This window comes from Paraburkholderia monticola, assembly GCF_001580545.1.
Taxonomy (GTDB): Bacteria; Pseudomonadota; Gammaproteobacteria; order Burkholderiales; family Burkholderiaceae; genus Paraburkholderia; species Paraburkholderia monticola.
In genome coordinates this window covers 109,117-130,364 of sequence record NZ_LRBG01000037.1, presented here as the reverse complement: position 1 = coordinate 130,364, position 21,248 = coordinate 109,117, and the positions used below count along the sequence as shown (strand labels likewise).

Below are 21,248 nucleotides of genomic sequence, written 5' to 3'. Positions count from 1 at the left end.
CTAGAGTCCGACGTCGCGCTCGAAACGCGCGCGGTCGGCTTCGTTGGAGATCTTCGCCGCGAGCCGCTCGTGCAGCGCACGCAGGCTGGCCGCGTGGCATGCTTCGCGTCTCGCGACGATCGTCGCGATTGGGCCGAGATAAACGGCGAGCCTGAGCGCGGCGGCCTGCACCTCTTCGACGCCAAGCGATGAAGAAGGGGATGTCGCTCCGGTTGCGCCCTGCCGCGACGCCGCGGCGCCATGCGTCGTGCCTGCACTGGACCCATCCGCGAAGGCGGCGATGAACTGCGCGCGACCCTTGTCGGAAGGAACATGCGGTGCGAGCAGCGCGATCAGCGCGGGCAGGTCCGGCGCATTGGCGATGCGCGCCGCGCCGCGCCGCACGAGCAGACGCGCCACTGGCCCGATCTGCGCGGCGAGCTGAGTCTCGACCGTGAGGAGCAGGGCGGCGGGCCACATCGTCAACGACGGCAACGAGTCGCCGCGCCAGGAGCCCGTTCCTGACGCGAGCGGCCCGGTGGGTCTCACGGCCTGTGCTTCCAGAATCGTGCGGTCGTCTTCCACTGCGTCCGCGCGTTCGGGCGGCAGATGCTGCGCGCCGTCCGACGCATCGGCAAGAGCCCGGCGCAGCGCGTCCGCCGTCTGGAAACGCGCCGCGGGACGTCGGGATAACGCGCGCATCAGCACGTCGTCGAGCGCGGGCGGCAGCGCCGGGTTGCAGGCGGAAGGCGCTCGCGGTGTCTCGTGCATGACCTGCCGCATGACCTCGACGTGCGACGCCCCCGCGAACGGCCGAACACCCGTCAGCATCTGATACAGCACGATCGCGGCGGAAAAGAGATCGGAGCGCCCGTCGAGGGGCTCGCCCGCGAACTGCTCCGGCGACATGTAGCTCGGCGTGCCGATCATCGCGCCCGCCAGCGTCAGCGTGGACGACTCGACATGCGCGACGCCGAAGTCCGCGACCTTCAACCGACCTTGCGCGCTGACGAGCAGATTCGCAGGCTTGATGTCGCGATGCACGACCCCGTGCTCATGCGCGAAGCCGAGCGCGGCGAGCAGTTGCCCGACCCAGTCGAGCGCGGTGGCGAGTTGGAGCGGACCGCCCGCGTCGAGCAGTTGCTTCAGTCCCTGCCCGCTGACGAGTTCCATCGCGATATAAGCGGTGTCCGTGGTCTCGCCATAGTCGTACACGGCGACGATGTTCGGATGCGCGAGCCGGCCGGCCGCCTGGGCCTCATTGCGCAGACGCGCCATCAGGCTCGATCGGTCACCGCCCTCGAACAGCTCGTGGCGGACCGTCTTCAGCGCAACATGCCGCTCGATGTGCGGATCGAACGCGCGATAGACGATGCCCATCGCGCCCGCACCCAGCATCCCCTCGATGCGGTACTTGCCGAGCTGCGCGATGCGTGGCGGGTCCGTCGCGGCGGCGGTCACCTCATGCCTCGATCATCTTGAATGCTTCGACGAGGCTCGTCTTCATCCGCGCGAACGACGCGGCGAGCGAAGCGATCTCGTCGCGCCCGCCCTCGGTGAAGGTCGCGCTCTCGAGGTGGCCGAGACTCGCCTGATCGGCGGCGCGTGAGAGCGCACGGATGCGCCGCGTGACGAGCAGATGCACCATCACGTTCAGCGCGATCAGCAGCAGGACGAACACCGCGAGCAGCGACCCGAGGAAGGTGCGCAGCACCGCGTCGCTGCGCGCGACCGGCATCGACATCGGCACCGAGACGAAATCGGCGCCGATGACTTCGTGCATCGCCCAATTGAAGCCGTTGTCGGGACCGTACTTGTCGATCAGCGTCTTCGGCGCGCGTGACGGGACGCTGTGGCACTCCATGCAGGCGGCGTCGTTGATGCGGTTCGGGCGCGCGATATACAGGTTCTGCCCGGACGGCGTATCGCGCAGGCCAACGACTTCCTTCAGTTCGGGCTGGTCGTGCAGATGCCGGATCACGTCCGCTTCCCAGTCCGAGGGACGGTCGCGCGGATTGGTCGGGTTCAGCATCGTCGAGCGATAGGAATATCCGGCCAGATGTTTTTCCAGCGTCATCAGCGTCTCGACCGCCGAGAACGCCGGCACCGACTGCGGCACGAAGCTGTATTTGAGCTGCGTTTGCAGCAGCGGCGTGACTTGCGTCGCCGTGTAATTCTGCGCGGCGCTCGCCGCTTCCATCAGTACGCGCGCATTCTGCACCGTCTCTTCGATAGCCGCGCGGCGCAGCAACTCGCGCGCGGCGAACCCGGCCGACACGAAGCCGACGACGAAGACCACGAGAAACACCAGATTGAATTTGACGGCGAGCGACAGTCTCATGACTCCACCTCGGTTGACTGAGCCTGCATGGGCACGACCGCGCGCCGGCGCTGCATGGCGGGAGGCGGGCACAGGACGCGCCTCCATTCGGGAAGATTGCGCAGGTTCTGCCGCACTTGCGAGCGGAACGGCTCGCCTTGCGCGAGCGGCCGGAAGCGCGTGACGAAGCTGCGACGAATGCCGAGCGGCGCGACCAGCCAGTCCGCGAGATCGGCGAAGGTCGCCGGGCGGCCTTGCGACGGGACGGCGAGCTTCGCCTTCGTGGGCGCGGGGACTGACGCGAGCGGATCGCGGAACGGCAGTGGCATCGTGGCGATGAACGAGGGCGCGGGGCGCGCGCTGACATCGAGCGGCTTGCCCGCTTCACGCCCGACGTAGTGCTCTCCGTCGAGCGACCGCTGAGCGTCCGCATGCTCAGGCAGGGCGAGTGTCATGCTCCCCGTCTCGAGGAAAAGGGAGGTGGCGTCGCGGCTCGCGTGCAGCACGGCGGCGCCGTCGCGCATGACGGCATCGAGCGCGGCGGTGTCGAGCGACAAGGGCGCCGTCGCGGCGGCCGGCGTGCGCGCGATCTTGATCCAGCCCGAGAGCAGTGCAAGGGAATCGCTCCCCCGCGCGGCATCGACGGCGATGCGCGTGTCCGCGCCGAGCGCGACGATCGTGCCGTCTGCTTCGATTTGTGCGCTGCTCTGCGCCGAGGTGGCGAGCAGGTCGCCTTGCTCCAGCGCGATGGGTGCATCGACGTTGAACACCGTCGTGGCACGAATCAGCGTGACGGTTCCTTCGGGCAGCAGGACGAACTGGCCCGCATGCGCGCTCTGAAATGCGCACAGACACGCGATAGCGATGCCGAGGCGCAGAGCTTGTGGCAGGGTTCGGACGTTCATCGCGGTCATTGCCTCGAAAACGTAAAGGGATTGCGACGATAACAACTGGGTGCCCGCTTCTATTCCGAGGGTGTTTTCCCTGAGCCCGGTGGAACGGAAAACGGCAACGCCTTCGCCAATGCGAAGGCGCCGGATGGGTTGCGCGCGGAGCCGCTATGCGTTCAGGAAGCCGAGAACGGCCTTGCGCAGCTTCAGGTCCCAGGTCTGCTCTTCCGTGTGACTCTTGGCGAGGGTGAGCAGTCCCTTGATCGTCGCATCGTCCGATTTGAACGCGAAGCCCGCATCGTCCAGATAGCTCGATCCCCAGACCTTGAGGTTGTCGATGTACTTGCAGCCGGCTGTGAATTCCGCCTGCGTGACGATGGTTTCGTTGTCCTTGAACATCGTGAGGAAATGCATCTTGTCGCCGCAGATGCCCGTATTCAAGGCCAGCACCGAGAGCGCCGGGATCGGCACGGCGTAACGCTTGAACCAGCCGTTGAAGGCGATCGGCCGCGTATGTAGCGCATCGCGCTGCATACGCGCGCCCCAGTAGTCTTTCGCCTGCTCGCAAAAGCGCTTGATGCGCTTGATCTCGACGATCTTCCAGATCACCTTCGCGAGCGTTTCCATGATGGAGACGACGGCATCCACGATGGTCGAAGCGCCCTGACTCGCGAACTGCAGGCCGAGGCTCGCGCCGCCCTTGACCATGTCGTAGACGCCCGCGCCGATGCTCAGCTTCATCGCGCTCCTGATCGCTTCGACGATGGTGCCTGGGTGTCCGGTGAGCAGCTGGACATCGCGGCCCTGTACCCACTCGCGATACTTGGTGAGGCTGGTGTCGACGGTGTTGGCGATGCCCTTGGCGAGATCGAGGCCCGCGCCGATGAACGGCGCAAGGGTGGCGAGCAGCTTGGTGCAGAGGAAGTCGACGAGCTTGCGCAGCAGCCCGGGCATGGTGTCGAGCGCGAAGCCGCCGGGATCGTTGCGGATATCCGCGACTTTTTCGCGAATCATGTCCCAGAGCTTTTTCGCGCCTTCCTCGACCTTGGCGCGAATCGCTTCATAGAGACGCTGCGCCGCGCTGCTCAACGCCGGCAGCGTGATGCTGGAGGTCATCAGCTGGCCCGAACTCGTGAGCGTGGGGTCCTTGCGCTTGCTGATCTTTTTCTGCACCTGTTCGAGCGCGACCGACGCCGACTTCTGCACGAGACTGTTGTCGAGCACGTCGCTGGCAATCGATGCGGCCTCGTTGCTGTCCGGTGCGAGTCCGAGACCGGCGTTGGTGATCTCGAAAGCGCCTTCCAGCAGCACCTGGAATATGTCGTCCTCGATCTCGAGGTTGCCGAAGAGATACAGCACGCCGAGCCGCGAATTGATGAGCGCCGGCGTCATGAAGTCCTGCGCGCCGGCTGCGGCGTCGGTGTCGCCCTTGCCTTGCAGTTGCTGATCGAGCAGCGTGAAATAGTTCGAGCTGTTGCGCGAGACATCCTTCCAGACATCGCCGGGGCCGATGGAGTCTTGCCAGTATTCGAACGCGCTCACCAGAAGATGGAACTGGTATACGGTGCGGTCGCGGTGGTATAGCAGGATCTGCTCGTCCAGGTTCTTCAGCGCCGAGCTGCGCACTTTTAGCAGCACCGAAGTTCCTCGCAACCATTCATCGTAGGGGACGATGTCCGGCAGGCGGGCGTAAGCGTAAGTCATGGGTGGGTCTCCTCGGGTCTGAAGTGATCGATAGCCGCGCCGCGTGCGTCCTAGCACCACGCGACGTCGCTGAATGTCACGTAGTGCGTTTCGATCAGGCGGCCGCTTCGGCTGCGCAGGTCCACGCGATAGAAGCAGCCGAGGTTGAAAAAGCTCTGGTCCTGGATATAGATGGCGCGGTGCATGATTCCTCCTGCGTGGCCGGTTCGCGGGACGAATCGTGCCGTGTGGGGCCGCCGCAGGTTGCCGCGACCGTCACTAGCAAAACAGCGGGGGGTGGAGGATTGTTCCGTGCGGAAGCGGCGATTTATTTTCGTGGGAAGGGGGAATAAAAGCGGTGGCTGGAGTGTCCGCGGCAGTTGTGCATCCGCCGATCGCCGCTTCGGATCACGCCCAAAGCGCAGTGTCTGCCGCCGATAGGGGGCACAGATCATTCAAGCCGATCGAGCATTTCCGTGGGCGGGAAATCGCGACGACAGGAGACGGGTTTCTCGCTTCTTTCGACGGACCCACAGCGGCGAGTCGAGCCGTCACATTTTCAAGGGGAGGCATCAGAGTGGAGTGGTCATTTGGCGGGGTCAGTTGAGGGCAAGTCATCGGCCGTTGTTGACATTGACGGAGGCTAGGTTTCATGTCGGCAGTGTCGCGGATTGCTGACGGTGGCGGCGTTGACCAGCCGGGCGGCAGCTTTCTGCGTCAGTGAACTCATACTCCCGACCCACTGCGGACGGCCACATTTCTCCAAAGCGGTCGTTCAAACGCCGCCCCTGTTTGCCACGGGACGTCCTCATGACAAGGCCGAGGTGCACTCACTGGCCCCCGTGTCGCTTGCTCGGCGGCGTTGTATTGGAAACGCACGACGACGAGCACGTCTTTGCAGATCGCCACCTTCTCGTAGACAATGCGTCAATTGGGCGTCAGACGGAAGGGCGCCGCGAAGCCGGACCTGCTTAGCTCGTAAGAAAACTTCCATGGCGCACAGTCGGTTTGGTCGTCGCAGCGATTAATCAATACGGGATGTGAATGGCAACTTCTAGCGAAAAATCTTCGGGACAAGCACGTTACGCGAGCTATCCCAGTCTGGTAGACCGGGTCGTGCTCATTACGGGCGGCGCGAGTGGCATTGGCGCTTCGTTCGTCGAGCACTTCGTTGCACAAGGCGCACGTGTGGGCTTTCTCGACATCGACACGAACGCGGGAACAGCGCTTGCCAAATCGCTCGGTAACGCGCGCCATCAACCGCTCTTCGTCGCCTGCGACGTCACCGACATTCCCGCGTTGCACGCGGCCATCGCCGAAGTGCGGGCAGCATTCGGACCGATCGAGGTGCTCGTGAACAACGCGGCGAACGATCGCCGCCACGCGCTCGCCGACGTTACGCCCGAGTCGTTCGATGCGGGCGTTGCAGTTAACGTGCGGCATCAGTTGTTCGCAGCGCAGGCCGTGGTCGAGGACATGAAGGCCGCACGCGCGGGCTCGATCATTAATCTCGGCTCGCATTGCTGGATGCTCAAGAGCAGCCAGTTCCCGGTTTACGCAATGAGCAAGGCGGCAGTACAGGGCCTGACGCGCGGGTTCGCCAAGGACCTCGGCGCGTATGGGATCCGCGTGAACACGCTCGTGCCGGGCTGGGTGTTGACTGAGAAGCAGCGCAACCTGTGGCTCACCGACGAAGGCCGCGAAGAGATACGACGCGGCCAGTGCATCGACGAGGAAATGGAGCCCGGCGATCTCGCGCGCGTGGCGCTCTTCCTCGCGGCCGACGACAGCCGCATGATCACGTCGGAGGATGTCATGGTGACGGGTGGCTGGTCGTAATAAGGCCGATTCTCGCCCCGCGGTTTCGCCCATTGACGAGCGGTAGTGGCGTGGCAACTTTCGAGGAAAGGTTGGCCGATGGTGGAAAGCGCGTTCGCGACCTCGCGCAACCCAGCGAGGCCTCGAAGATTGTCGACGATTTCACCCGGATCGTCGACTGACCGCTGATGGCCGACTGCTGCCCGATGCGGCCGGCTCAGGTCGACCCATAAGGGACCTTCAGCTCACCCAGCAGCGGCCATTCAAATATTGCATCATTGGCATCATCATCAACAAAAGTGATTTATTACTGACCGATCTATGTCCCCAGATGAAATCAACGCAGGATGCTCCGAGCTATTTGATGCGTGGTGCGAACGTCGTGCCGTTCGCCCTTTGCGACATTTGCTCTCCGCATGGCCACTGACAAGTAGGCTGACGGACGATTGGGGTGCACTTCGCGACGCTTTACGAACAGTGCGAGCAGATTGTCGTGCGGAGATTCCCAATACGGAACTTGGTCGAGTTGAGGACTTGATCCGCGCTGTCGACTTCATCGTCTTTCGACAATGAATTGTCTATTGACCAGCGTCGCCAGAAATCCAAGTTCTAACGACCACATCAACAGTGGCTGCAACAGTATTCCAATCGTCAGGATCGAGGCCGTGCGCGTCGATCCCGTTCAGCGCTTGGGCAGCCAGTTGCTCCGAGCGGACAGCCGACATGTTAAAACGCTCTTGGATGAGCCTCGCCGTTCTTTGCAAGGTTTCCGGACTGTAACGCTGAGTCATTGCCATTCGCCCGTTCTGAGTCTTCTCGCAAGGTCGTAAATTTCGCTACGAAGTGTATCGAAACGCTCGTTGTCGCCCACATCGAGCAGCACGCCGACGCCACCTTTACTTCGCTGCAGAACGACGTCGTTCAGGCTGCCCATTCCTCCGTACGCGGAAAGCAAATGTTCGAGGCCATAGCCATCCAGAGAGCGAATCAGCCTCGCATCCTTGGCCAACCATTCCGCCCATCGGACCTGTCCGTCGGAGCGAAGCAATGCTTCCGCCTGATCGAGCATTTGGGCAAGAGCGTCTATTTCTGAAGGCATTAACCTTCCTCGACATTGATGGTTGCTGAGAGTGTGATGTTTTATCCAAACGCAGGAGCAAGCCGATTGTCGACGATCTGGGCCACGTTGGCGAGTGCCCGCTTTTGGCCGACTGGTGTCCGACGCGGTCGGCCGTAGCCGGCCCGTTGCGGTCGGTCAGAGTTCTCAAAAGCCGACGTTCGGCGCTTAGGATCAGTGGAAAAAGTCCGGCTTGAGATCCATTTAGTGAACGTTATTTTGTTGGGCAGAGTTGACTGGGGCACGGCAGAGAGGGAAAAGGCATTTTCCATCGTGTAAATCTAGCCATGATTGAGCAGCCCTGCCGCTGGGTCCGTTTTTATCCACCTCTACGGCTTTTCTCCACCAATACACTGCTTCATTGACATTTTGGCGTACACCTTTACCCTGGAGATACAGTAGACCAAGGTTATTCATGGCTTGTGCATCTCCCGCTCGCGCAGCTTCCAAAAATAATCTTGCAGCCTTAACGTGATCAGCCGGGGCGCCCATAGAGCCGTCCCCGTTGTACATAACCCCCAGCTGGGTTATTGCCGGAACATAATTTAAACCAGCTGCTCTTTCGAACCAAGACCTTGCCCTTGAATAATCTTTTAGCTGGCGACCGGGAATATCATGAGCACCAAAGTATATCCAACCAAGTTCATTCATTGACTTGGCATCGCCAAGAGCAGCCGCCTTTTCATACCAGCCAATTGCCTCTTTGAATTCGAGGTGCGCCTCCGCATTTTCAGCATTTGTTACATACTCCTTCGTTTCAGCGCCGGTATCTCCATGCACCAGTTGCCCAGAGGAAGTCGCGCAGCCAGCGAACCCGAAAAGCAGTAAAACAAGTGCAATTGAGCGCGTTTTCCAAAATGTGGCGTAGCGCTTCCGAGGTGAGTCTGTCATGGCCGTTCTTCTCCCCGATCCAGGCATCGTCTGTCGTTGATTGTGAGTCTATTGTCGAAGTTTCAAGGCCTAATGTCGAACGTCTTCTCGGGTCCCCACTGCGTCCCACCGCTCGTGGGGACCATCGTCTCGGACTTTCCGGTGCGAAATTCATGCAAATCGCTTAAAACGACCCACAACAGCTGTTCAGCTTTCGGTATAACGGACATTCGATTTATCATCGCGATCACGATCGAATCCGAGCGGATGATGAACCCGAGCAGCGTATCTTTGCAGCCCTCGGCCCTACGCGCCAGCGTGGCTTATTTGCTAGCCGTGACCGCAGCGAGCACCTATATTGTCGTCTCCAGGTTTCCGCACGTGATTGCACAAAGGGCATCGAGTGGACTGCTGCACCCACTCTGGCAAACAATCTTGGTTCTCCTCTCAGACTGCCTTTTCATCGTCATCATTTGGCTTCCAGCGGCGTTCTTTTCCGCTCTGCCATGCGTCCTGCTTAACCTACTTGCTTCCCGTTATCACCTCCGGAGCCCGCTTTTTTATGTTTTCGTGGGATGCGGCCTTGCGCTTCTCGCTGTCGTCCCGTTTATCTCCGTAATGTCTGGATGGACGTGGTACACCGATCCTCCCAATCCCTCACCACCGCCTGGGTTTTGGCCGGAGTTTCACTCTGTCGCGCCCGTGTTCGGGGTGGCGGGTGCCGTTGCAGGTCTGACGTATTGGCTCGCGGCCGGTCGACACTTTCCGAGGAAGTCTGCATAGACAGAACCTCGCGACGGGCGTGGAGGACCGATTGTTGACGATTCTCGCAGGATGTCGAACGTCTCAAACTGGCCGTACTGAGCCCCACGGCCTGCCCCGTCGGATCGCCTCGCCCGCCTCGCTCCATGCAGAAGACATAGGCGACCCCTTGAGTCATTCACCGATAACGACGAATCTAAACGAAGACCGCCCGCAAAACTGCGGACTTGTGGGTCTAAGCTACGGACTTGTGGGTCTATCGTCTTTTGCTGAACGGGAGCATGAAAATGAGTGGTGCGAGCGTCAAAATCTGCGCGGTCCTGGTTATGGTCCCCCTGAGTTGTGGCTCGATCCAGGCTGGCGCGTACACGGGTACTGGCGCGATAGCGCATCGGGTGGCGTACTCTTCATCGCGGCTTGAGAACAGGCCGGATGGTGCGGTGAGTCGTGACGTCCGCAGCGCCCTCAGGCGGATACGGAGTCTGGATGCTTCAGGGATTCGGGTCAGGGCGCGCCTCGGCGTCGTGACGCTCACGGGATGGGTGCCCGAGCACAGGCAGATCGCGCTCGCCGGCAATACGGCAAGGTCGGTGCGCGGAGTCAGGTCGGTGGTGAATCAGTTGACCTTGCGCAACAGCCGTTAGCCAGCGATTCGACATTCAGCGCGATCTTACGGCCCACGCGCCGCGCGCAGTGCCGCTCTCATGCTCATTTCTATATCGTGAAGTTTCGCGCCGAGTTCCGCGAAGCTGCTGCGCCCCTCGCCGAATATCTCGCCGTTCATGTAGATCGTCGGCACAACGCTAATATCACGCGCCGACACCTCGCTTTGAAAAATTCCTCCGTCGATCGTAACGTTGTGAATCCGTGGATTGATCACCGCCATCATATTCAGCGCTTGCACGACGTCCACACAGCTTCCGCAAGAGAGTGAAATATAGGTCTCGAAATAATAGTCACGTTCTAGCATTCGGATCTGTTCAATGGTCGTACGGTCGGCTATTACCGGATGTCCTCCCACCTGGAGTATTGCGAGGACAAGAGACGAAAATTCAGGTCCTGTTGGAGTGGCGGCAAACTGAATGCCGGCTTTGGCTCCGACCTGCCTGATTGAAAATGATGGCTTGCGTTCGCCGCCTTGCGGCTCCTCGGCTACCGTCACCAGATCTGTCAACGACGCGATTTCGTTCAACATCGCCAGCATCTCGTGCGAGGTTTGTCCACCACCTTGAGACACGATCAATTCGACCGGTCTGCGGATGTTTCGCAGATACGTCTGCAGTTGTGACCTGAGACTGATGTTTAACATGATTCGATCCCGTACCAGCCTGCACAAGGTTATGTGAAGAAGCGCCAGGAACTGAAGGAAATCTGAACAGAACGTATCGCGTGAGTTTGCCATCGGAATCACCCGAGGGCTTTCCGCCGTATATTGCAGTGCCGCAATATTGCTGCTCTGTCTGAATTGCCCAAGAACAAGAATATATGCCCACGGCTGACGTGCCAATCCGCCGGGTCGGGGAGACGTGGATATTTTCGAAGGCTACGGGTGCCGAAGGCAGCGACTCCGCCGTACCGATTCTGGCGAACATCGCCCGTTGTAACGTCACGACGCGGCGGGCAGCCGGGACGGCGGGTCTCCTCAACGCTTGGGGCGAGAAAATATGTTGACGAGATTCCCGTCAGGATCGCGCAGCAGGAGCGAGCGATTGCCCCACGGCATCAACGTCGTCGGCATCACGACGTTTGTCCCGGACGCATTCATCCGTTCGAACACCACGTCAACGTCCTCCACTTCGAACTCCAGGATCGCCGAATGATTCGCCGCCGCAGTGGCAGCGCCGACATTGAAAAGCTCGATCAGATGCTCAGACGAAATCGCAAGCGTTGCTCCTTCGAACCGCATTTCGGCAAATCCATCGGCCGGACGTACAGCCTCGATACCGGAAAGCCTTTGATAAAACTCCACCAGCCCATCGATATCCCGGGTAACAACACGAACCGATGCGAACTTCATTTTGAGCTCCTCGTCAAGAAAGGGAGCTCAGTCTAAAGGTCGATACTGTCAGATTCTGGCAGTATTGTGCGGCTGGCGACATGATTGAGCCTACGCCACTCACGAAGCAGTGTTGACCGCCTTTTGGGGTAGCGCTCTTCCAACTGCTCGACGTTAGAGATCCGGTCCGAACGGAAATTCCGAAACTCAGCTCGAAGCTCGCACCAGCACATCAGGACTCGCGCCTGGTCGAAATACACCAAGGCAAAGGGCCAAACGACACGCTGCGAGTGAATACCGCTCGCGTTCACGTAGGTAATATTGAGCTTCTGCTCTGCTCGGATTGCAGCACGCAGAATGTCAGGCGAGACTTTGTGGGCAGGTCTCTTCAATGGCGCGCCGACTAGCAGCGAGGACTCCTCCAGTTCGCGACGCAGTTCCGTGGGCAGTATGGCGGCTATCTTCGCAAGCGTGCTCAGCGCACCGGACGATAGCGTCTTGTCGCAGCGATCGGCTACCCAGCGCATGCCAAGAATCAGGGCGTCGAGTTCCTCTGAGCGAAACATCATGGGCGGTAGCATGAAACCCGCTTTCATAACGTAACCCACGCCCGGTTCCCCCTCGATCATTGCTCCTTGCGCCTGCAAACTGGCGATGTCCCGGTATAGCGTGCGGATGCTCACGCCGAGTTCCTCGGCGAGGGCTTGGCCACGCACAGGACGTCGATAACGACGTAACACTTGCAGGAGATGGAGGAGACGTTCGGAGCGGGACATACTTGAGTCCTGATATCGGCACTGAAGCAAATCGACGACGCTATCGGTGACTTCAAGTCGAATGCAATAGGTCGCGTTCAGAGAGACGTTGCATTGTTGACGATCTATGCGGCTTTGTCTAACGTCTCAATCTGGCCGATATCACCAGTTCGCTGAGCCTTCCACTGAGAAGACCTTGGAATCTTCAACGGCCTGCCCCAATCTTGGGCCGGCCGCTGCGACCTATGACGTTCATTGAACAAGCCATTAACGAGCCCCGATGCAACTCATTATCGATGGCTTTCCAGCGCGGCCACCGCGCGTCTACAGACTCAACGCTAGCCGATCACCAAGGTCATCAATGCGACGATCGCCCAGCACATGATCCGGCCTTCAGACTTGTGCCGCGACCTGAATAGGCCGTGCGGGAAACGGATTGCGCCATGCTTCGAACGCGTTCAACTGATCGTGCCAGCGCCGCACTTCTGAAAATTCGTCGAGCGGGATCGCGGCGCTTTTCGCGTACGGCAACGTCACCGCGACGGAAAAATCCGCGACCGACAGATCGTCGCCGAGCAGCCACTTGCGCCCCTTCAGATGCTGATCGAGCACGCTCGCATGCTTGCGGAAAAGGTCCTGCGCTTCCTCGACTTTCGACGGATCGGGTCCGCCCATGCCGAGCCACTGCTTGATCAGATGCTCAAAGTAAAGCGCGTTCCCGTGCCGGTACAGGTGCTGATTGTTCCAGCTCAGCCAGCGCACGACATCGATCTGCTGCTGTGCATTGCGCGGCCACAGTCCGGTTTCAGAATGGTGCGCGAGATGGCAAATGATCGCGTCGGCTTCCCAGAGTTTTATGTCACCGTCGACGAGGCTCGGCACCGTGCCGTTCGGATTGATCGCGAGATAGTAGGGCCGCCTTTGCTCGCCGTCGCCTCTGCCCAGATCGACGAACACATGCTCGATGTCCATTTTCAAGTATCTTGCAACCGCGCACGCTTTCCGAGGCGCGAGCGTTTCAGCATAGTAGAGTTTCATTTTCGACCCCGGTATTCGTTGACATCCTTCCCCTCACTTTGCACACCTGAAGTGCGCTCCCTTACGCAGTGGTTGGGCGCGCCGGCCGGCTCAACGGCTTTTAATCGCTCTGCTCGATGCCAAACAGCGTAGCGAGTGCTTTACGCCTGCGCTTCGATTCGCGGCTACGCGCCTCGAACGAGTAGTCCGAATCCAGCGGCAGATGAGGCGACGCAAAAAGGTCGCCGATCTTTTTGAGCAGTGCAAGTATGAAGCTCATATTGACTCCGGGTTGACTACCAAATTTGCCACGGTCCGCCCTCGGGTCTTACGGGGCGAACCCCTTGAAAAACGCGTCGACTCGATGTCTGGTTCCGTTATCTGAATTTCGCAACCCTAAATATTTGAGGTGGCGAAAAGCTCACATAAACTACCCAAAACAAAAGCCACAGCGCGTGTCTTGCGAACAGTGGCTTCAATCACCAACGTCCGCGCCTTCCAGTTCGGCGACGAGACTGTCCAGCTTTTCGAACGCCCCGCTCCAACCTGCGTGATGACCATCACGCGCGGCTTCATCAGAAAATTGGGCGTGCGTGAACGTCATCTCCGTGCCCGCTTCGAGCGGCCGCAACTGGATCGTTACAAGGGAGCGTCGCTCCGGGAGCGTGACCCATTCCCATGTGAAGACGAGCTTGCGATCGACCTCGACCTGTCGGTATTCGCCGCGGCAGTCGTGTGTTTCGCCGTCCAATGTCTGGAACACCACGCGAAAGCCGCCACCCACGCGTGGATCGGCTTCGGCGCTCAGCACCGGGCCGGCGTCGGGACCCCACCAGCGCGCCATCAATTCGGGACGCGTCCATGCCGCGTAGACTCGCGCCGGCGATGCCTTAAGGCGCCGCACGATCTTCAGACTGGGTTTCTCCTCACTCATTCATCTTCCCCTTCGACAAAATTGGCAAGCCGGTCGAAACTCGCGGACCAGAAGCGCTGATAGCGCGACAGCCACGCCATCGCCTCTTCCATCGGAGCGGCGACGAGTTCGACCGATACGGTTCGGCCACTCTTCGTGCGCGCGATCAGACCGGCATCGCTGAGCACGTCGAGATGCTTCATGACCGCCGGCAATTTGAGCGGCAGCGGACGCGCGATTTCCGTCACCGACAGGCCGGGCTCACGTTCTAGCCGCGCGAGGATGGCCCGCCGCGTGGGGTCCACGAGGGCGGAAAACGTACGATCGAGTTGACTGACTGGACACTTCACCATGTGGTGAACTATAGGTCGGTCGGCAGGGTGAGTCAAGTTTTTCATGTGCTCGGCCATAACCATTTCAAGAACTCGTGAAATGATGGCTGTTTGTTGGTTTTTGGTCGGTCTATGCGGCGCTCCGACTCGAGCGGTGGCGCGACCGCCGTCGCGCATACACCGGCCATTCGGTCAATGGGAGCGTATGTCGCATGTGGGTCGAGCTTGTGTGAAAACACGCCGATCACCTAGACTGGATTAACTCATTCAGCCTGGGTGACCGGATGAAGCGATTCATAGAAGGCGAGGACCGCAAGCAGATGACGCTGCTTCCAGAATGCCTCGATGACTTCGTCGCCGAAGACAATCCGATCAGGATTATCGAGGCGTTTGTTGAAGAGCTTGACCTTGGATCACTGGGCTTCGATGGAGCGACGCCGTCGACTACAGGTCGTCCGTCCTATCATCCCGCTGTCCTGTTGAAGATCTATATCTACGGCTATCTGAACCGGGTTCAGTCGAGCCGCCGGCTGGAACGTGAATGCCAACGCAATGTTGAATTAATGTGGCTCACGGGTCGTCTGGCGCCGGACTTCAAGACCATCGGTGACTTCCGTCGTGACAACGGCACCGGCATTCGCAACGTGTGTCGCCGCTTCGTCGTCCTATGCCGTGAGTTGAAGCTGTTCTCGCAGGCACTTGTTGCTATCGACGGTAGCAAGTTCAAGGCAGCCAACACTCGCGATCGCAACTTCACAGAGGGCAAGATCGACAAGCGCCAGAAGCAGATCGAGGAGAGCATCCAGCGGTATCTGAACGCTCTGGAGACCGCCGATCGTACGCAGCCCGCTGAACTGGAAGCAAAGACGACTCGATTGCAAGACAAGATCGCACGCTTGCGCGAGCAGATGCGCAAGCTCGATCAGATCAAGGAGCAACTCAAGGCGCAGCCTGATGGGCAACTCTCGATGACTGATCCCGACGCGCGTTCCATGGCGACGAGCGGCAAAGGCTCGGGCATGGTGGGTTACAACGTACAGGTGGCAGTAGACGCCAAACACCACCTCATTGTTGCTCACGAGGTCACAAACTCTGGTAGCGACCGGGGACAGTTGAGTCCTATCGCGAAAGCCGCACGCGATGCGATGGGTAGGACCAGACTGCGGGCAGTCGCCGATCGCGGTTATTACAATGCTCCGCAGATCAAGGCATGCGCAGATGCGGGCATTGCAGTGATGCTACCTAAGCCAACGACATCAAGGGCAAAAGCTCATGGCCGATTCGACCGGGCAGACTTCATCTACATTGCCCGAGACGACGAATACCAATGTCCAGCAGGCAAACGCGCGATTTACCGCTACACCGGAGAAGAACATGGCATGCAAATGCACCGTTACTGGAGTAGTTCATGCCCTCAGTGTTCGATGAAATCCCGATGTACTCCGAGTAAGTATCGGAGAATTAGCCGATGGGAACATGAATCGGTACTGGAAGGAGTCCAACGTCGACTCGACCAGTCCCCAGAGGCAATGACAATACGCAGACGGACGGTCGAACATGTCTTCGGGACGTTCAAGCACTGGATGGGTTATACGCACTTCCTGACACGCAGGTTGCCAAACGTGGGTACTGAGATGAGCTTGAACGTACTTGCCTACAATCTGATGCGAGTGCTGAGAATTCTGGGGTTCAGGAAGACACTGAAAGCTATGCGGCTGGCGGGTGCATAAGCACCCGTAACGCTAAAAGCAAACCTTGAACAGCTGCGTATAAAGCATTAGAACCGTCTAATGATTCGGTGTTGTCGAATCGATTGCAAACGCAGTTAAACACGCCGGTCGGTGTGACGCCGCGAGTCGCGTTTGCCGCTCTCTGGGCGTTTCCACACGACCTGGGTCGTGAGTACGCGTTCGCTGACAACGACACCTGACATTCGTGGCCACCGTGATGGGGAGGGCAGGAGAGTGCCTTAAAGCTGCCTCACGGGCGGCGACACCTGAACGTCAGCGATGGCGCGAATTGTGCGCGTCGCTCGTCCGTCAGGTTCCGAGCCAGGAGCAGCCGTTAGTCAGTCGATTGCCGGAACATTCGATCGGCGGCCGCGCGCCAGAAAGCCGCCGTTTAAGTCGCCAAATATTGTGGTCAATTGGCGTGATCGCCCAATCGCAGTGAATCGATGTTCGGCAGGGACCGGGGCGGCGATTAGCTCGATGTTCTTTCAGCCGGACGCAAAGCAAACAACAGCCGACACTTCGAGAGGCGTTTGCTCACGCGGCGTACGACAAATAGAAATCGAGCGGACCGGGTATCGCAGATGGCTTGATCCGGGGTGAGGACGAGGGGAAAAACCGACGGTCAGCACAAGTTTGAAAGGCCTTCGCTAATTCCCGCTCGTAGCCTTCAGCACTTTCATCACTTCCGCTGCCGTGTGTTCCGAATGTTCGCGCAACAACCGGCCGAGGGATGCTCCATCGCGCTTCGCCAACGCATTCAATATTTCACTGTGTTCGCCAAGCGACTCGGCCCAGCGGAGCACATCGGCATTGGCCGCGCCTCGCGCACGGTGGATCTTGCTCATCAACGCCGCGTACATGTCGGATAGCACGGAGTTACCGGCGACATCGACGATCTGCTGATGCACTTTCTGATTGGCGCGGTAGTAGGCCGTGCGCTTGCCCTCGCGATGGTAGGTCTCCATGGTGCGATGGCGCTCCAGCAGGACCTTCATCTGCTTGTCGTCGATGCGCTGGGCAGCCAGCCGTCCCGCGGTTTCCTCGAGGCCATGCAGCACTTCGAAGATGGCCGCAATCTCGTCCTTGTCGATCGGCGCGACCTGAAAGCCCATGTGCTGGCGATGAGTCACATGCCCTTCAGTCACCAGGGTCTTGAGCGCCTCGCGCAGAGGCGTTCGGGAGATGTCGAACTGTTCGCACAGCGCTTTCTCGTCGATATGCTGGCCGGGCGCCAATTCGCCTTCGAGAATCATGTCGCGCAATTGCTGCGCGATGGCCGCATACATTCCCGTGCCGCGGAGGCTGATCCGCTTGCGGGCTTCTGCTGTGAGTGACTTCGTGTCCATGTCGCGTGGTTCCATTCGGATGTTCCGCTTTTGCTTAATTGTCTTACAGCTTCGTTGGACTATCCACAAAAATAAAAACGTATAAAAATCAACGATATGTAGCGCTTGTAATTCATAATTAGGCATCATATACTGCGTTGGCGCACACAGCGCACCGGGCCGGGAACGGTCACGGACAGGAAACCGAAGCCGATCAGGCGAACGGAGGAGACATAGATGATGCGGACCGTAAATGCGGCAGTGCAGACCGAGGTCAGGACCGGCGTACGCTGGCGAATCTTTCTGATCATGTTGATGCTGATCTCGATCAACTACGTGGACCGGGCTTCGCTGTCCGTGGCCATGCCCCTCATTGCCAAGGAGTTTCATATCGCCCCTGCCGTGCAGGGGCTGATTCTCAGCTCGTTCTTCTGGACTTATGCGTTCATGCAGATTCCGGGCGGCATGCTGGCCGACCGATTCAAGCCACGCATCGTGATCGCGTGCGCCACGTTGTTCTGGGGCTTCTTTCAGGGGATAGCCGCCCTCTGCACGACGGCCACCGCGCTGATCCTCACCCGTCTCGGCCTTGGCGCCGCGGAAGCACCGATCTACCCCGCAGGCGGCAAGCTCAACGCGATGTGGCTGACGCGGCACGAACGTGGCCGCGGCGCGACGCTGCTCGACGGCGGTGCACCCCTCGGAGCGGCACTCGGTGCGGTGATCATCTCCGGGTTGATCAGCGAATTCGGATCGTGGCGCACGTCCTTCGTGGTGGCGGGGGCGGGCACCATGCTGGCCGGCCTGTTCGCCTGGTACTACATCCGAAACAACCCGCGCGAGCATCCGTCCGTCAATCAGGGCGAAGCCGACTATCTCGAAGCGGCGCTGCAGGAAGAGCACCGCAGCGAGCCGATTCACGCCACCGGCCGCAGCATGGACTTTTTCCGCTATCGCTCGGTGTGGTGCATGTTCTTCGGCTGGATGTGTTTCAACTCGGTGTTCTATGGGTTGCTGACCTGGATGCCGAACTATCTGAACAAGGTTCACGGCTTCAATATCCAGCAGATGGGCGGCGCCAGTTTCGCCATTTTCTTCAGCGGCTTCGTCGGTGAACTGATCGGCGGATGGATCGCCGACAAGTGGAAAGCAGCGGGCGGCTCGCCCAATCGCGTGATGCGCACGCTGTTCAGTATCGCCGCCGTGGCAGCCACCGCGTCGATCTTCTCGGTCGCTTACGTCAGCAATCCGACGACGGTGGTGGTGTTGCTCGCGTCCACGCTGTTCTTCCTGCGCTGGTGCGGTCTCTACTGGTGTTTGCCTTCGATTCTCGGTACCCGCAACAAGGTCGGCTTTCTCGGCGGCTTCATGAACCTCGGCGGAAATATCGGTGGGGTCCTCGTTCCGATCATCGTGGGCTTGATCGTGCAAACCACGGGCTCGTATTTCCTGGCGCTGATGTTCTTCGCTGCCGCTGGCGTGGGGCTCTTTGTCTGTTCGACGCTCATCGACTACGAACGCAAGCTGCCGGTCTGAGCCAGGCGTTCATTACCTTTACCATTTGATTGTTGATTTCATCATGAGCAAACGCGTCAAGCTCGGCATGCTTACCCCGTCATCCAATACCGCGCTCGAACCGATTACGAGCGCGATGGTGGCGCAGTTGCCCGGTGTCAGTGCCCATTTCTCGCGCTTCAGGGTCACTGAAATTTCGCTATCCGATCAGGCACTCGGGCAGTTCGACACGACCCATATCATTCAGGCCGCACGGCTGCTGGCCGACGCCAACGTCGATGTGATCGCATGGAACGGCACTTCATCCGGCTGGCTCGGCTTCGAGTCCGACCGCCGCTTGTGCCGTGAGATCGAAGCGGCGACCGGCATTCGCGCGACCACGTCGGTGCTGGCATTGAACGAAATTCTGGCCGCGACCGGCGTGAAGAAATTCGGTCTGGTCACGCCGTACCTCAAGGAGGTGCAGCAGAAGATCGTCGCCAACTATCGCGAGAACGGCATCGACTGCTCTTCCGAAAACCATCTCGGCCTGAAAGTGAACTTCCAGTTTTCCGAAGTCAGCGAAGACACGCTGCGCGCGCAAATTCGCGAGGTCGCCATGCAGCGCCCGGAAGCGATCGTCACGTTCTGCACCAATCTCCATGCCGCCCATCTGGCCTCGGAAGTGGAGCAGCATCACGGCATCCCGCTCTACGACACGATCTCCACCGTCGTGTGGAAATCGCTGAAGCTCGCCGGCTACGACACGACCCGGCTCGCGGGCTGGGGTCGCCTGTTTTCCGAAGTTGTGTGAGGGACCTGCCATGACAACCGTATACGACCTCGTAATCCGCAACGCCGACGTGGTCACCGCGTCCGAGCGCTTCAACTGCGATATTGGTGTGAAGGACGGCATCGTCGTCGCGCTGGGCCGCGACCTCGACGCCGGCCGGCGCGAGATCGACGCCACTGGCTTGCTGGCGTTGCCCGGCGGTATCGACGCGCACTGCCATCTGGATCAACCCATGCCGGACGGGTTGAAGATGGCCGACGACTTCCACAGCGGCACACGCGCCGCCGTGTGCGGCGGTACCACGACGGTGATCCCGTTCGCCGCGCAGGCAAAGGGGCAATCGCTCAAAGCCGCGGTGGCCGACTACCACCGCCGCGCCGACGGTCGCGCAGTGACCGACTACGCATTCCATCTGATCGTCTCCGATCCGACGCCGGAGGTGCTGGAACGCGAGTTGCCAGAACTGATCGCAGCCGGTTACACCTCGTTCAAGATCTACATGACTTATGACGATCTGAAGCTCAGCGACCGCGAGATCCTCGAGGTGATGGATGTCGCGCGCCGCAACCAGGCACTCGTGATGGTGCATGCGGAGAACTCGGACTGCATCGCGTGGCTCACCGACAAGCTCACTGAAGCCGGCAAGCACGCACCGAAGTATCACGCGCTGTCGCGGCCGGCGGTGGTCGAGCGAGAGGCCACACACCGCGCGATCGCGTTTTCCGAACTCGTCGACGTGCCGATCCTGATCGTCCATGTGTCGGGCCAGGATGCGATCGAGCAGATCGAATGGGCGCAGCAACGCGGCCTCAACATCTACGCCGAGACCTGCCCGCAGTACCTCTATCTGACCGCGGAAGACCTCGGTCATGAGGACGGCTATCACGGCGCCAAGTGCGTTTGCAGTCCGCCGCCACGCGACACGTCGAGCCAGAAAGCGGTGTGGAGCGCGTTGAAGCGTGGCGTATTCAGCGTGTTCTCGTCCGACCACGCGCCGTTCTCATTCGATGATCCCCAAGGCAAAAAGCCGGGCGGTGAAGAGGTGTCGTTCGAGCACATCCCGAACGGCATCCCCGGCATCGAGACCCGGTTGGCGCTGCTGTTCGATGGTGTGAACCACGGCAAGCTGTCGCTGCACAAATTCGTCGAGCTGACGTCGTTGAATCCCGCGAAACTGTACGGCCTCTATCCGCGCAAGGGGACGATCGCGGTCGGCGCAGACGCCGACATCGTTCTGTGGGACCCGCTCAGGCAAGTGACCATCGCGAACGACGCGCTCCACCACAACGTCGACTACACGCCGTACGAGGGACGTACCGTTCAAGGTTGGCCGAAGTACTGCCTGTCGCGCGGCGAACTGCTGGTCGAAGGCGGCCGCTATCTCGAGCCGGAAGCGGGCCGGGGGCGGTTTCTCCCTGCTGGCAAACCGCAGTACATCGACCTTTGATATC

The 21,248-nt window shown here is 60.0% G+C and carries 22 protein-coding genes; 6 read left to right on the top strand and 16 right to left on the bottom strand.

The window, feature by feature from the left end:
• The 5 genes from CI15_RS24600 to CI15_RS38090 all read right to left on the bottom strand — a co-directional run bounded on the left by CI15_RS24600 (position 1) and on the right by CI15_RS38090 (position 5,078).
• Positions 1-1,440: a serine/threonine-protein kinase gene (locus CI15_RS24600; protein WP_206597782.1), complete on the bottom strand. Its 1,440-nt coding sequence runs from the start codon at positions 1,438-1,440 to the stop codon at positions 1-3.
• Between the two features lies 1 nt (position 1,441).
• On the bottom strand, positions 1,442-2,320 hold the full coding sequence (locus CI15_RS24595) for a Tll0287-like domain-containing protein (protein WP_062132495.1): 879 nt from the start codon (positions 2,318-2,320) through the stop codon (positions 1,442-1,444).
• A complete protein-coding gene (locus CI15_RS24590; RefSeq protein ID WP_161950059.1) occupies positions 2,317-3,204 on the bottom strand; it encodes a FecR domain-containing protein in 888 nt (295 codons plus the stop codon). The genes CI15_RS24595 and CI15_RS24590 overlap by 4 nt, the downstream gene beginning before the upstream one ends.
• Positions 3,205-3,357: 153 nt before the next feature.
• Entirely contained in the window at positions 3,358-4,893 is a 1,536-nt protein-coding gene (locus CI15_RS24585) for a phage tail family protein (protein WP_062132490.1), read from the bottom strand.
• Positions 4,894-4,943: 50 nt separating this feature from the next.
• A complete protein-coding gene (locus tag CI15_RS38090; RefSeq protein ID WP_268991462.1) occupies positions 4,944-5,078 on the bottom strand; it encodes a hypothetical protein in 135 nt (44 codons plus the stop codon).
• Between the two features lie 838 nt (positions 5,079-5,916).
• On the opposite strand from CI15_RS38090, the gene CI15_RS24580 reads away from it, so the two are divergent.
• The gene (locus tag CI15_RS24580; RefSeq protein ID WP_062132487.1) at positions 5,917-6,711 is read left to right on the top strand and encodes an SDR family NAD(P)-dependent oxidoreductase; all 795 of its coding nucleotides are present in this window, start codon (positions 5,917-5,919) and stop codon (positions 6,709-6,711) included.
• A gap of 557 nt (positions 6,712-7,268) precedes the next feature.
• On the opposite strand, the gene CI15_RS36175 is transcribed toward CI15_RS24580, so the two are convergent.
• The 3 genes from CI15_RS36175 to CI15_RS35680 all read right to left on the bottom strand — a co-directional run bounded on the left by CI15_RS36175 (position 7,269) and on the right by CI15_RS35680 (position 8,698).
• Positions 7,269-7,481 carry a hypothetical protein gene (locus CI15_RS36175; protein WP_062132484.1) on the bottom strand — a complete coding sequence of 71 codons (213 nt, stop codon included), beginning with the start codon at positions 7,479-7,481 and terminating at the stop codon, positions 7,269-7,271.
• Complete coding sequence (locus CI15_RS36695; RefSeq protein ID WP_075643773.1) at positions 7,478-7,789, bottom strand: DUF6966 domain-containing protein; 312 nt, start codon at positions 7,787-7,789, stop codon at positions 7,478-7,480. Before CI15_RS36695 ends, CI15_RS36175 begins: the two co-directional genes overlap by 4 nt.
• A gap of 222 nt (positions 7,790-8,011) precedes the next feature.
• Positions 8,012-8,698 (bottom strand): tetratricopeptide repeat protein, encoded by a 687-nt coding sequence (locus tag CI15_RS35680; protein WP_075643772.1) that lies wholly within the window; start codon positions 8,696-8,698, stop codon positions 8,012-8,014.
• A gap of 1,022 nt (positions 8,699-9,720) precedes the next feature.
• Here CI15_RS35680 and CI15_RS24565 point away from each other — a divergent pair.
• On the top strand, positions 9,721-10,083 hold the full coding sequence (locus tag CI15_RS24565; protein ID WP_062132477.1) for a BON domain-containing protein: 363 nt from the start codon (positions 9,721-9,723) through the stop codon (positions 10,081-10,083).
• 26 nt (positions 10,084-10,109) lie between these two features.
• Here the strand turns inward: CI15_RS24565 and CI15_RS24560 are convergent, their stop codons facing one another.
• The 7 genes from CI15_RS24560 to CI15_RS24535 all read right to left on the bottom strand — a co-directional run bounded on the left by CI15_RS24560 (position 10,110) and on the right by CI15_RS24535 (position 14,536).
• Positions 10,110-10,946: an alkyl hydroperoxide reductase subunit F family protein gene (locus CI15_RS24560; protein WP_241495918.1), complete on the bottom strand. Its 837-nt coding sequence runs from the start codon at positions 10,944-10,946 to the stop codon at positions 10,110-10,112.
• Between the two features lie 135 nt (positions 10,947-11,081).
• Positions 11,082-11,456, bottom strand: coding sequence for a VOC family protein (locus CI15_RS24555; RefSeq protein ID WP_062132474.1), 375 nt, complete (start codon positions 11,454-11,456; stop codon positions 11,082-11,084).
• 32 nt (positions 11,457-11,488) lie between these two features.
• Positions 11,489-12,211: a helix-turn-helix transcriptional regulator gene (locus tag CI15_RS24550; protein WP_062132471.1), complete on the bottom strand. Its 723-nt coding sequence runs from the start codon at positions 12,209-12,211 to the stop codon at positions 11,489-11,491.
• A 372-nt stretch (positions 12,212-12,583) separates the two neighbouring features.
• A complete protein-coding gene (locus CI15_RS24545) occupies positions 12,584-13,228 on the bottom strand; it encodes a glutathione S-transferase family protein (protein ID WP_062132467.1) in 645 nt (214 codons plus the stop codon).
• A 100-nt stretch (positions 13,229-13,328) separates the two neighbouring features.
• Positions 13,329-13,487 carry a hypothetical protein gene (locus tag CI15_RS37360; protein WP_162842060.1) on the bottom strand — a complete coding sequence of 53 codons (159 nt, stop codon included), beginning with the start codon at positions 13,485-13,487 and terminating at the stop codon, positions 13,329-13,331.
• A 195-nt stretch (positions 13,488-13,682) separates the two neighbouring features.
• The gene (locus CI15_RS24540) at positions 13,683-14,141 is read right to left on the bottom strand and encodes an SRPBCC family protein (RefSeq protein ID WP_062132465.1); all 459 of its coding nucleotides are present in this window, start codon (positions 14,139-14,141) and stop codon (positions 13,683-13,685) included.
• Positions 14,138-14,536, bottom strand: a complete 399-nt coding sequence (locus CI15_RS24535) for an ArsR/SmtB family transcription factor (protein WP_241495917.1) — start codon at positions 14,534-14,536, stop codon at positions 14,138-14,140. Before CI15_RS24535 ends, CI15_RS24540 begins: the two co-directional genes overlap by 4 nt.
• A gap of 200 nt (positions 14,537-14,736) precedes the next feature.
• On the opposite strand from CI15_RS24535, the gene CI15_RS24530 reads away from it, so the two are divergent.
• Complete coding sequence (locus tag CI15_RS24530) at positions 14,737-16,182, top strand: IS1182 family transposase (protein ID WP_062132458.1); 1,446 nt, start codon at positions 14,737-14,739, stop codon at positions 16,180-16,182.
• Positions 16,183-16,832: 650 nt separating this feature from the next.
• Here CI15_RS24530 and CI15_RS24525 read toward each other — a convergent pair.
• On the bottom strand, positions 16,833-17,531 hold the full coding sequence (locus tag CI15_RS24525; RefSeq protein ID WP_075643771.1) for a GntR family transcriptional regulator: 699 nt from the start codon (positions 17,529-17,531) through the stop codon (positions 16,833-16,835).
• Between the two features lie 216 nt (positions 17,532-17,747).
• On the opposite strand from CI15_RS24525, the gene CI15_RS24520 reads away from it, so the two are divergent.
• The 3 genes from CI15_RS24520 to hydA are packed head-to-tail and all read left to right on the top strand — an operon-like array spanning position 17,748 to position 21,244.
• Complete coding sequence (locus tag CI15_RS24520) at positions 17,748-19,046, top strand: MFS transporter (protein WP_062132455.1); 1,299 nt, start codon at positions 17,748-17,750, stop codon at positions 19,044-19,046.
• Positions 19,047-19,089: 43 nt separating this feature from the next.
• A complete protein-coding gene (locus CI15_RS24515) occupies positions 19,090-19,818 on the top strand; it encodes a maleate cis-trans isomerase family protein (RefSeq protein WP_062132453.1) in 729 nt (242 codons plus the stop codon).
• 10 nt (positions 19,819-19,828) lie between these two features.
• The gene (gene hydA, locus CI15_RS24510; RefSeq protein WP_062132450.1) at positions 19,829-21,244 is read left to right on the top strand and encodes a dihydropyrimidinase; all 1,416 of its coding nucleotides are present in this window, start codon (positions 19,829-19,831) and stop codon (positions 21,242-21,244) included.
• Positions 21,245-21,248 lie beyond the last annotated feature (4 nt).

Bases quoted from the DNA above. Each gene is read 5' to 3' on its own strand.
- CI15_RS24545 (WP_062132467.1), bottom strand. From the start codon at position 13,228: ATGAAACTCTACTATGCTGAAACGCTCGCGCCTCGGAAAGCGTGCGCG.
- CI15_RS24590 (WP_161950059.1), bottom strand. From the start codon at position 3,204: ATGAACGTCCGAACCCTGCCACAAGCTCTGCGCCTCGGCATCGCTATC.
- CI15_RS24535 (WP_241495917.1), bottom strand. From the start codon at position 14,536: ATGGTTATGGCCGAGCACATGAAAAACTTGACTCACCCTGCCGACCGA.
- CI15_RS24555 (WP_062132474.1), bottom strand. From the start codon at position 11,456: ATGAAGTTCGCATCGGTTCGTGTTGTTACCCGGGATATCGATGGGCTG.
- CI15_RS36175 (WP_062132484.1), bottom strand. From the start codon at position 7,481: ATGACTCAGCGTTACAGTCCGGAAACCTTGCAAAGAACGGCGAGGCTC.
- CI15_RS24585 (WP_062132490.1), bottom strand. From the start codon at position 4,893: ATGACTTACGCTTACGCCCGCCTGCCGGACATCGTCCCCTACGATGAA.
- CI15_RS24530 (WP_062132458.1), top strand. From the start codon at position 14,737: ATGAAGCGATTCATAGAAGGCGAGGACCGCAAGCAGATGACGCTGCTT.
- CI15_RS24595 (WP_062132495.1), bottom strand. From the start codon at position 2,320: ATGAGACTGTCGCTCGCCGTCAAATTCAATCTGGTGTTTCTCGTGGTC.
- CI15_RS36695 (WP_075643773.1), bottom strand. From the start codon at position 7,789: ATGCCTTCAGAAATAGACGCTCTTGCCCAAATGCTCGATCAGGCGGAA.
- CI15_RS37360 (WP_162842060.1), bottom strand. From the start codon at position 13,487: ATGAGCTTCATACTTGCACTGCTCAAAAAGATCGGCGACCTTTTTGCG.
- CI15_RS35680 (WP_075643772.1), bottom strand. From the start codon at position 8,698: ATGACAGACTCACCTCGGAAGCGCTACGCCACATTTTGGAAAACGCGC.
- CI15_RS24565 (WP_062132477.1), top strand. From the start codon at position 9,721: ATGAAAATGAGTGGTGCGAGCGTCAAAATCTGCGCGGTCCTGGTTATG.
- CI15_RS24515 (WP_062132453.1), top strand. From the start codon at position 19,090: ATGAGCAAACGCGTCAAGCTCGGCATGCTTACCCCGTCATCCAATACC.
- CI15_RS24580 (WP_062132487.1), top strand. From the start codon at position 5,917: ATGGCAACTTCTAGCGAAAAATCTTCGGGACAAGCACGTTACGCGAGC.
- CI15_RS24520 (WP_062132455.1), top strand. From the start codon at position 17,748: ATGATGCGGACCGTAAATGCGGCAGTGCAGACCGAGGTCAGGACCGGC.
- CI15_RS24525 (WP_075643771.1), bottom strand. From the start codon at position 17,531: ATGGACACGAAGTCACTCACAGCAGAAGCCCGCAAGCGGATCAGCCTC.
- hydA (WP_062132450.1), top strand. From the start codon at position 19,829: ATGACAACCGTATACGACCTCGTAATCCGCAACGCCGACGTGGTCACC.
- CI15_RS24550 (WP_062132471.1), bottom strand. From the start codon at position 12,211: ATGTCCCGCTCCGAACGTCTCCTCCATCTCCTGCAAGTGTTACGTCGT.
- CI15_RS38090 (WP_268991462.1), bottom strand. From the start codon at position 5,078: ATGCACCGCGCCATCTATATCCAGGACCAGAGCTTTTTCAACCTCGGC.
- CI15_RS24540 (WP_062132465.1), bottom strand. From the start codon at position 14,141: ATGAGTGAGGAGAAACCCAGTCTGAAGATCGTGCGGCGCCTTAAGGCA.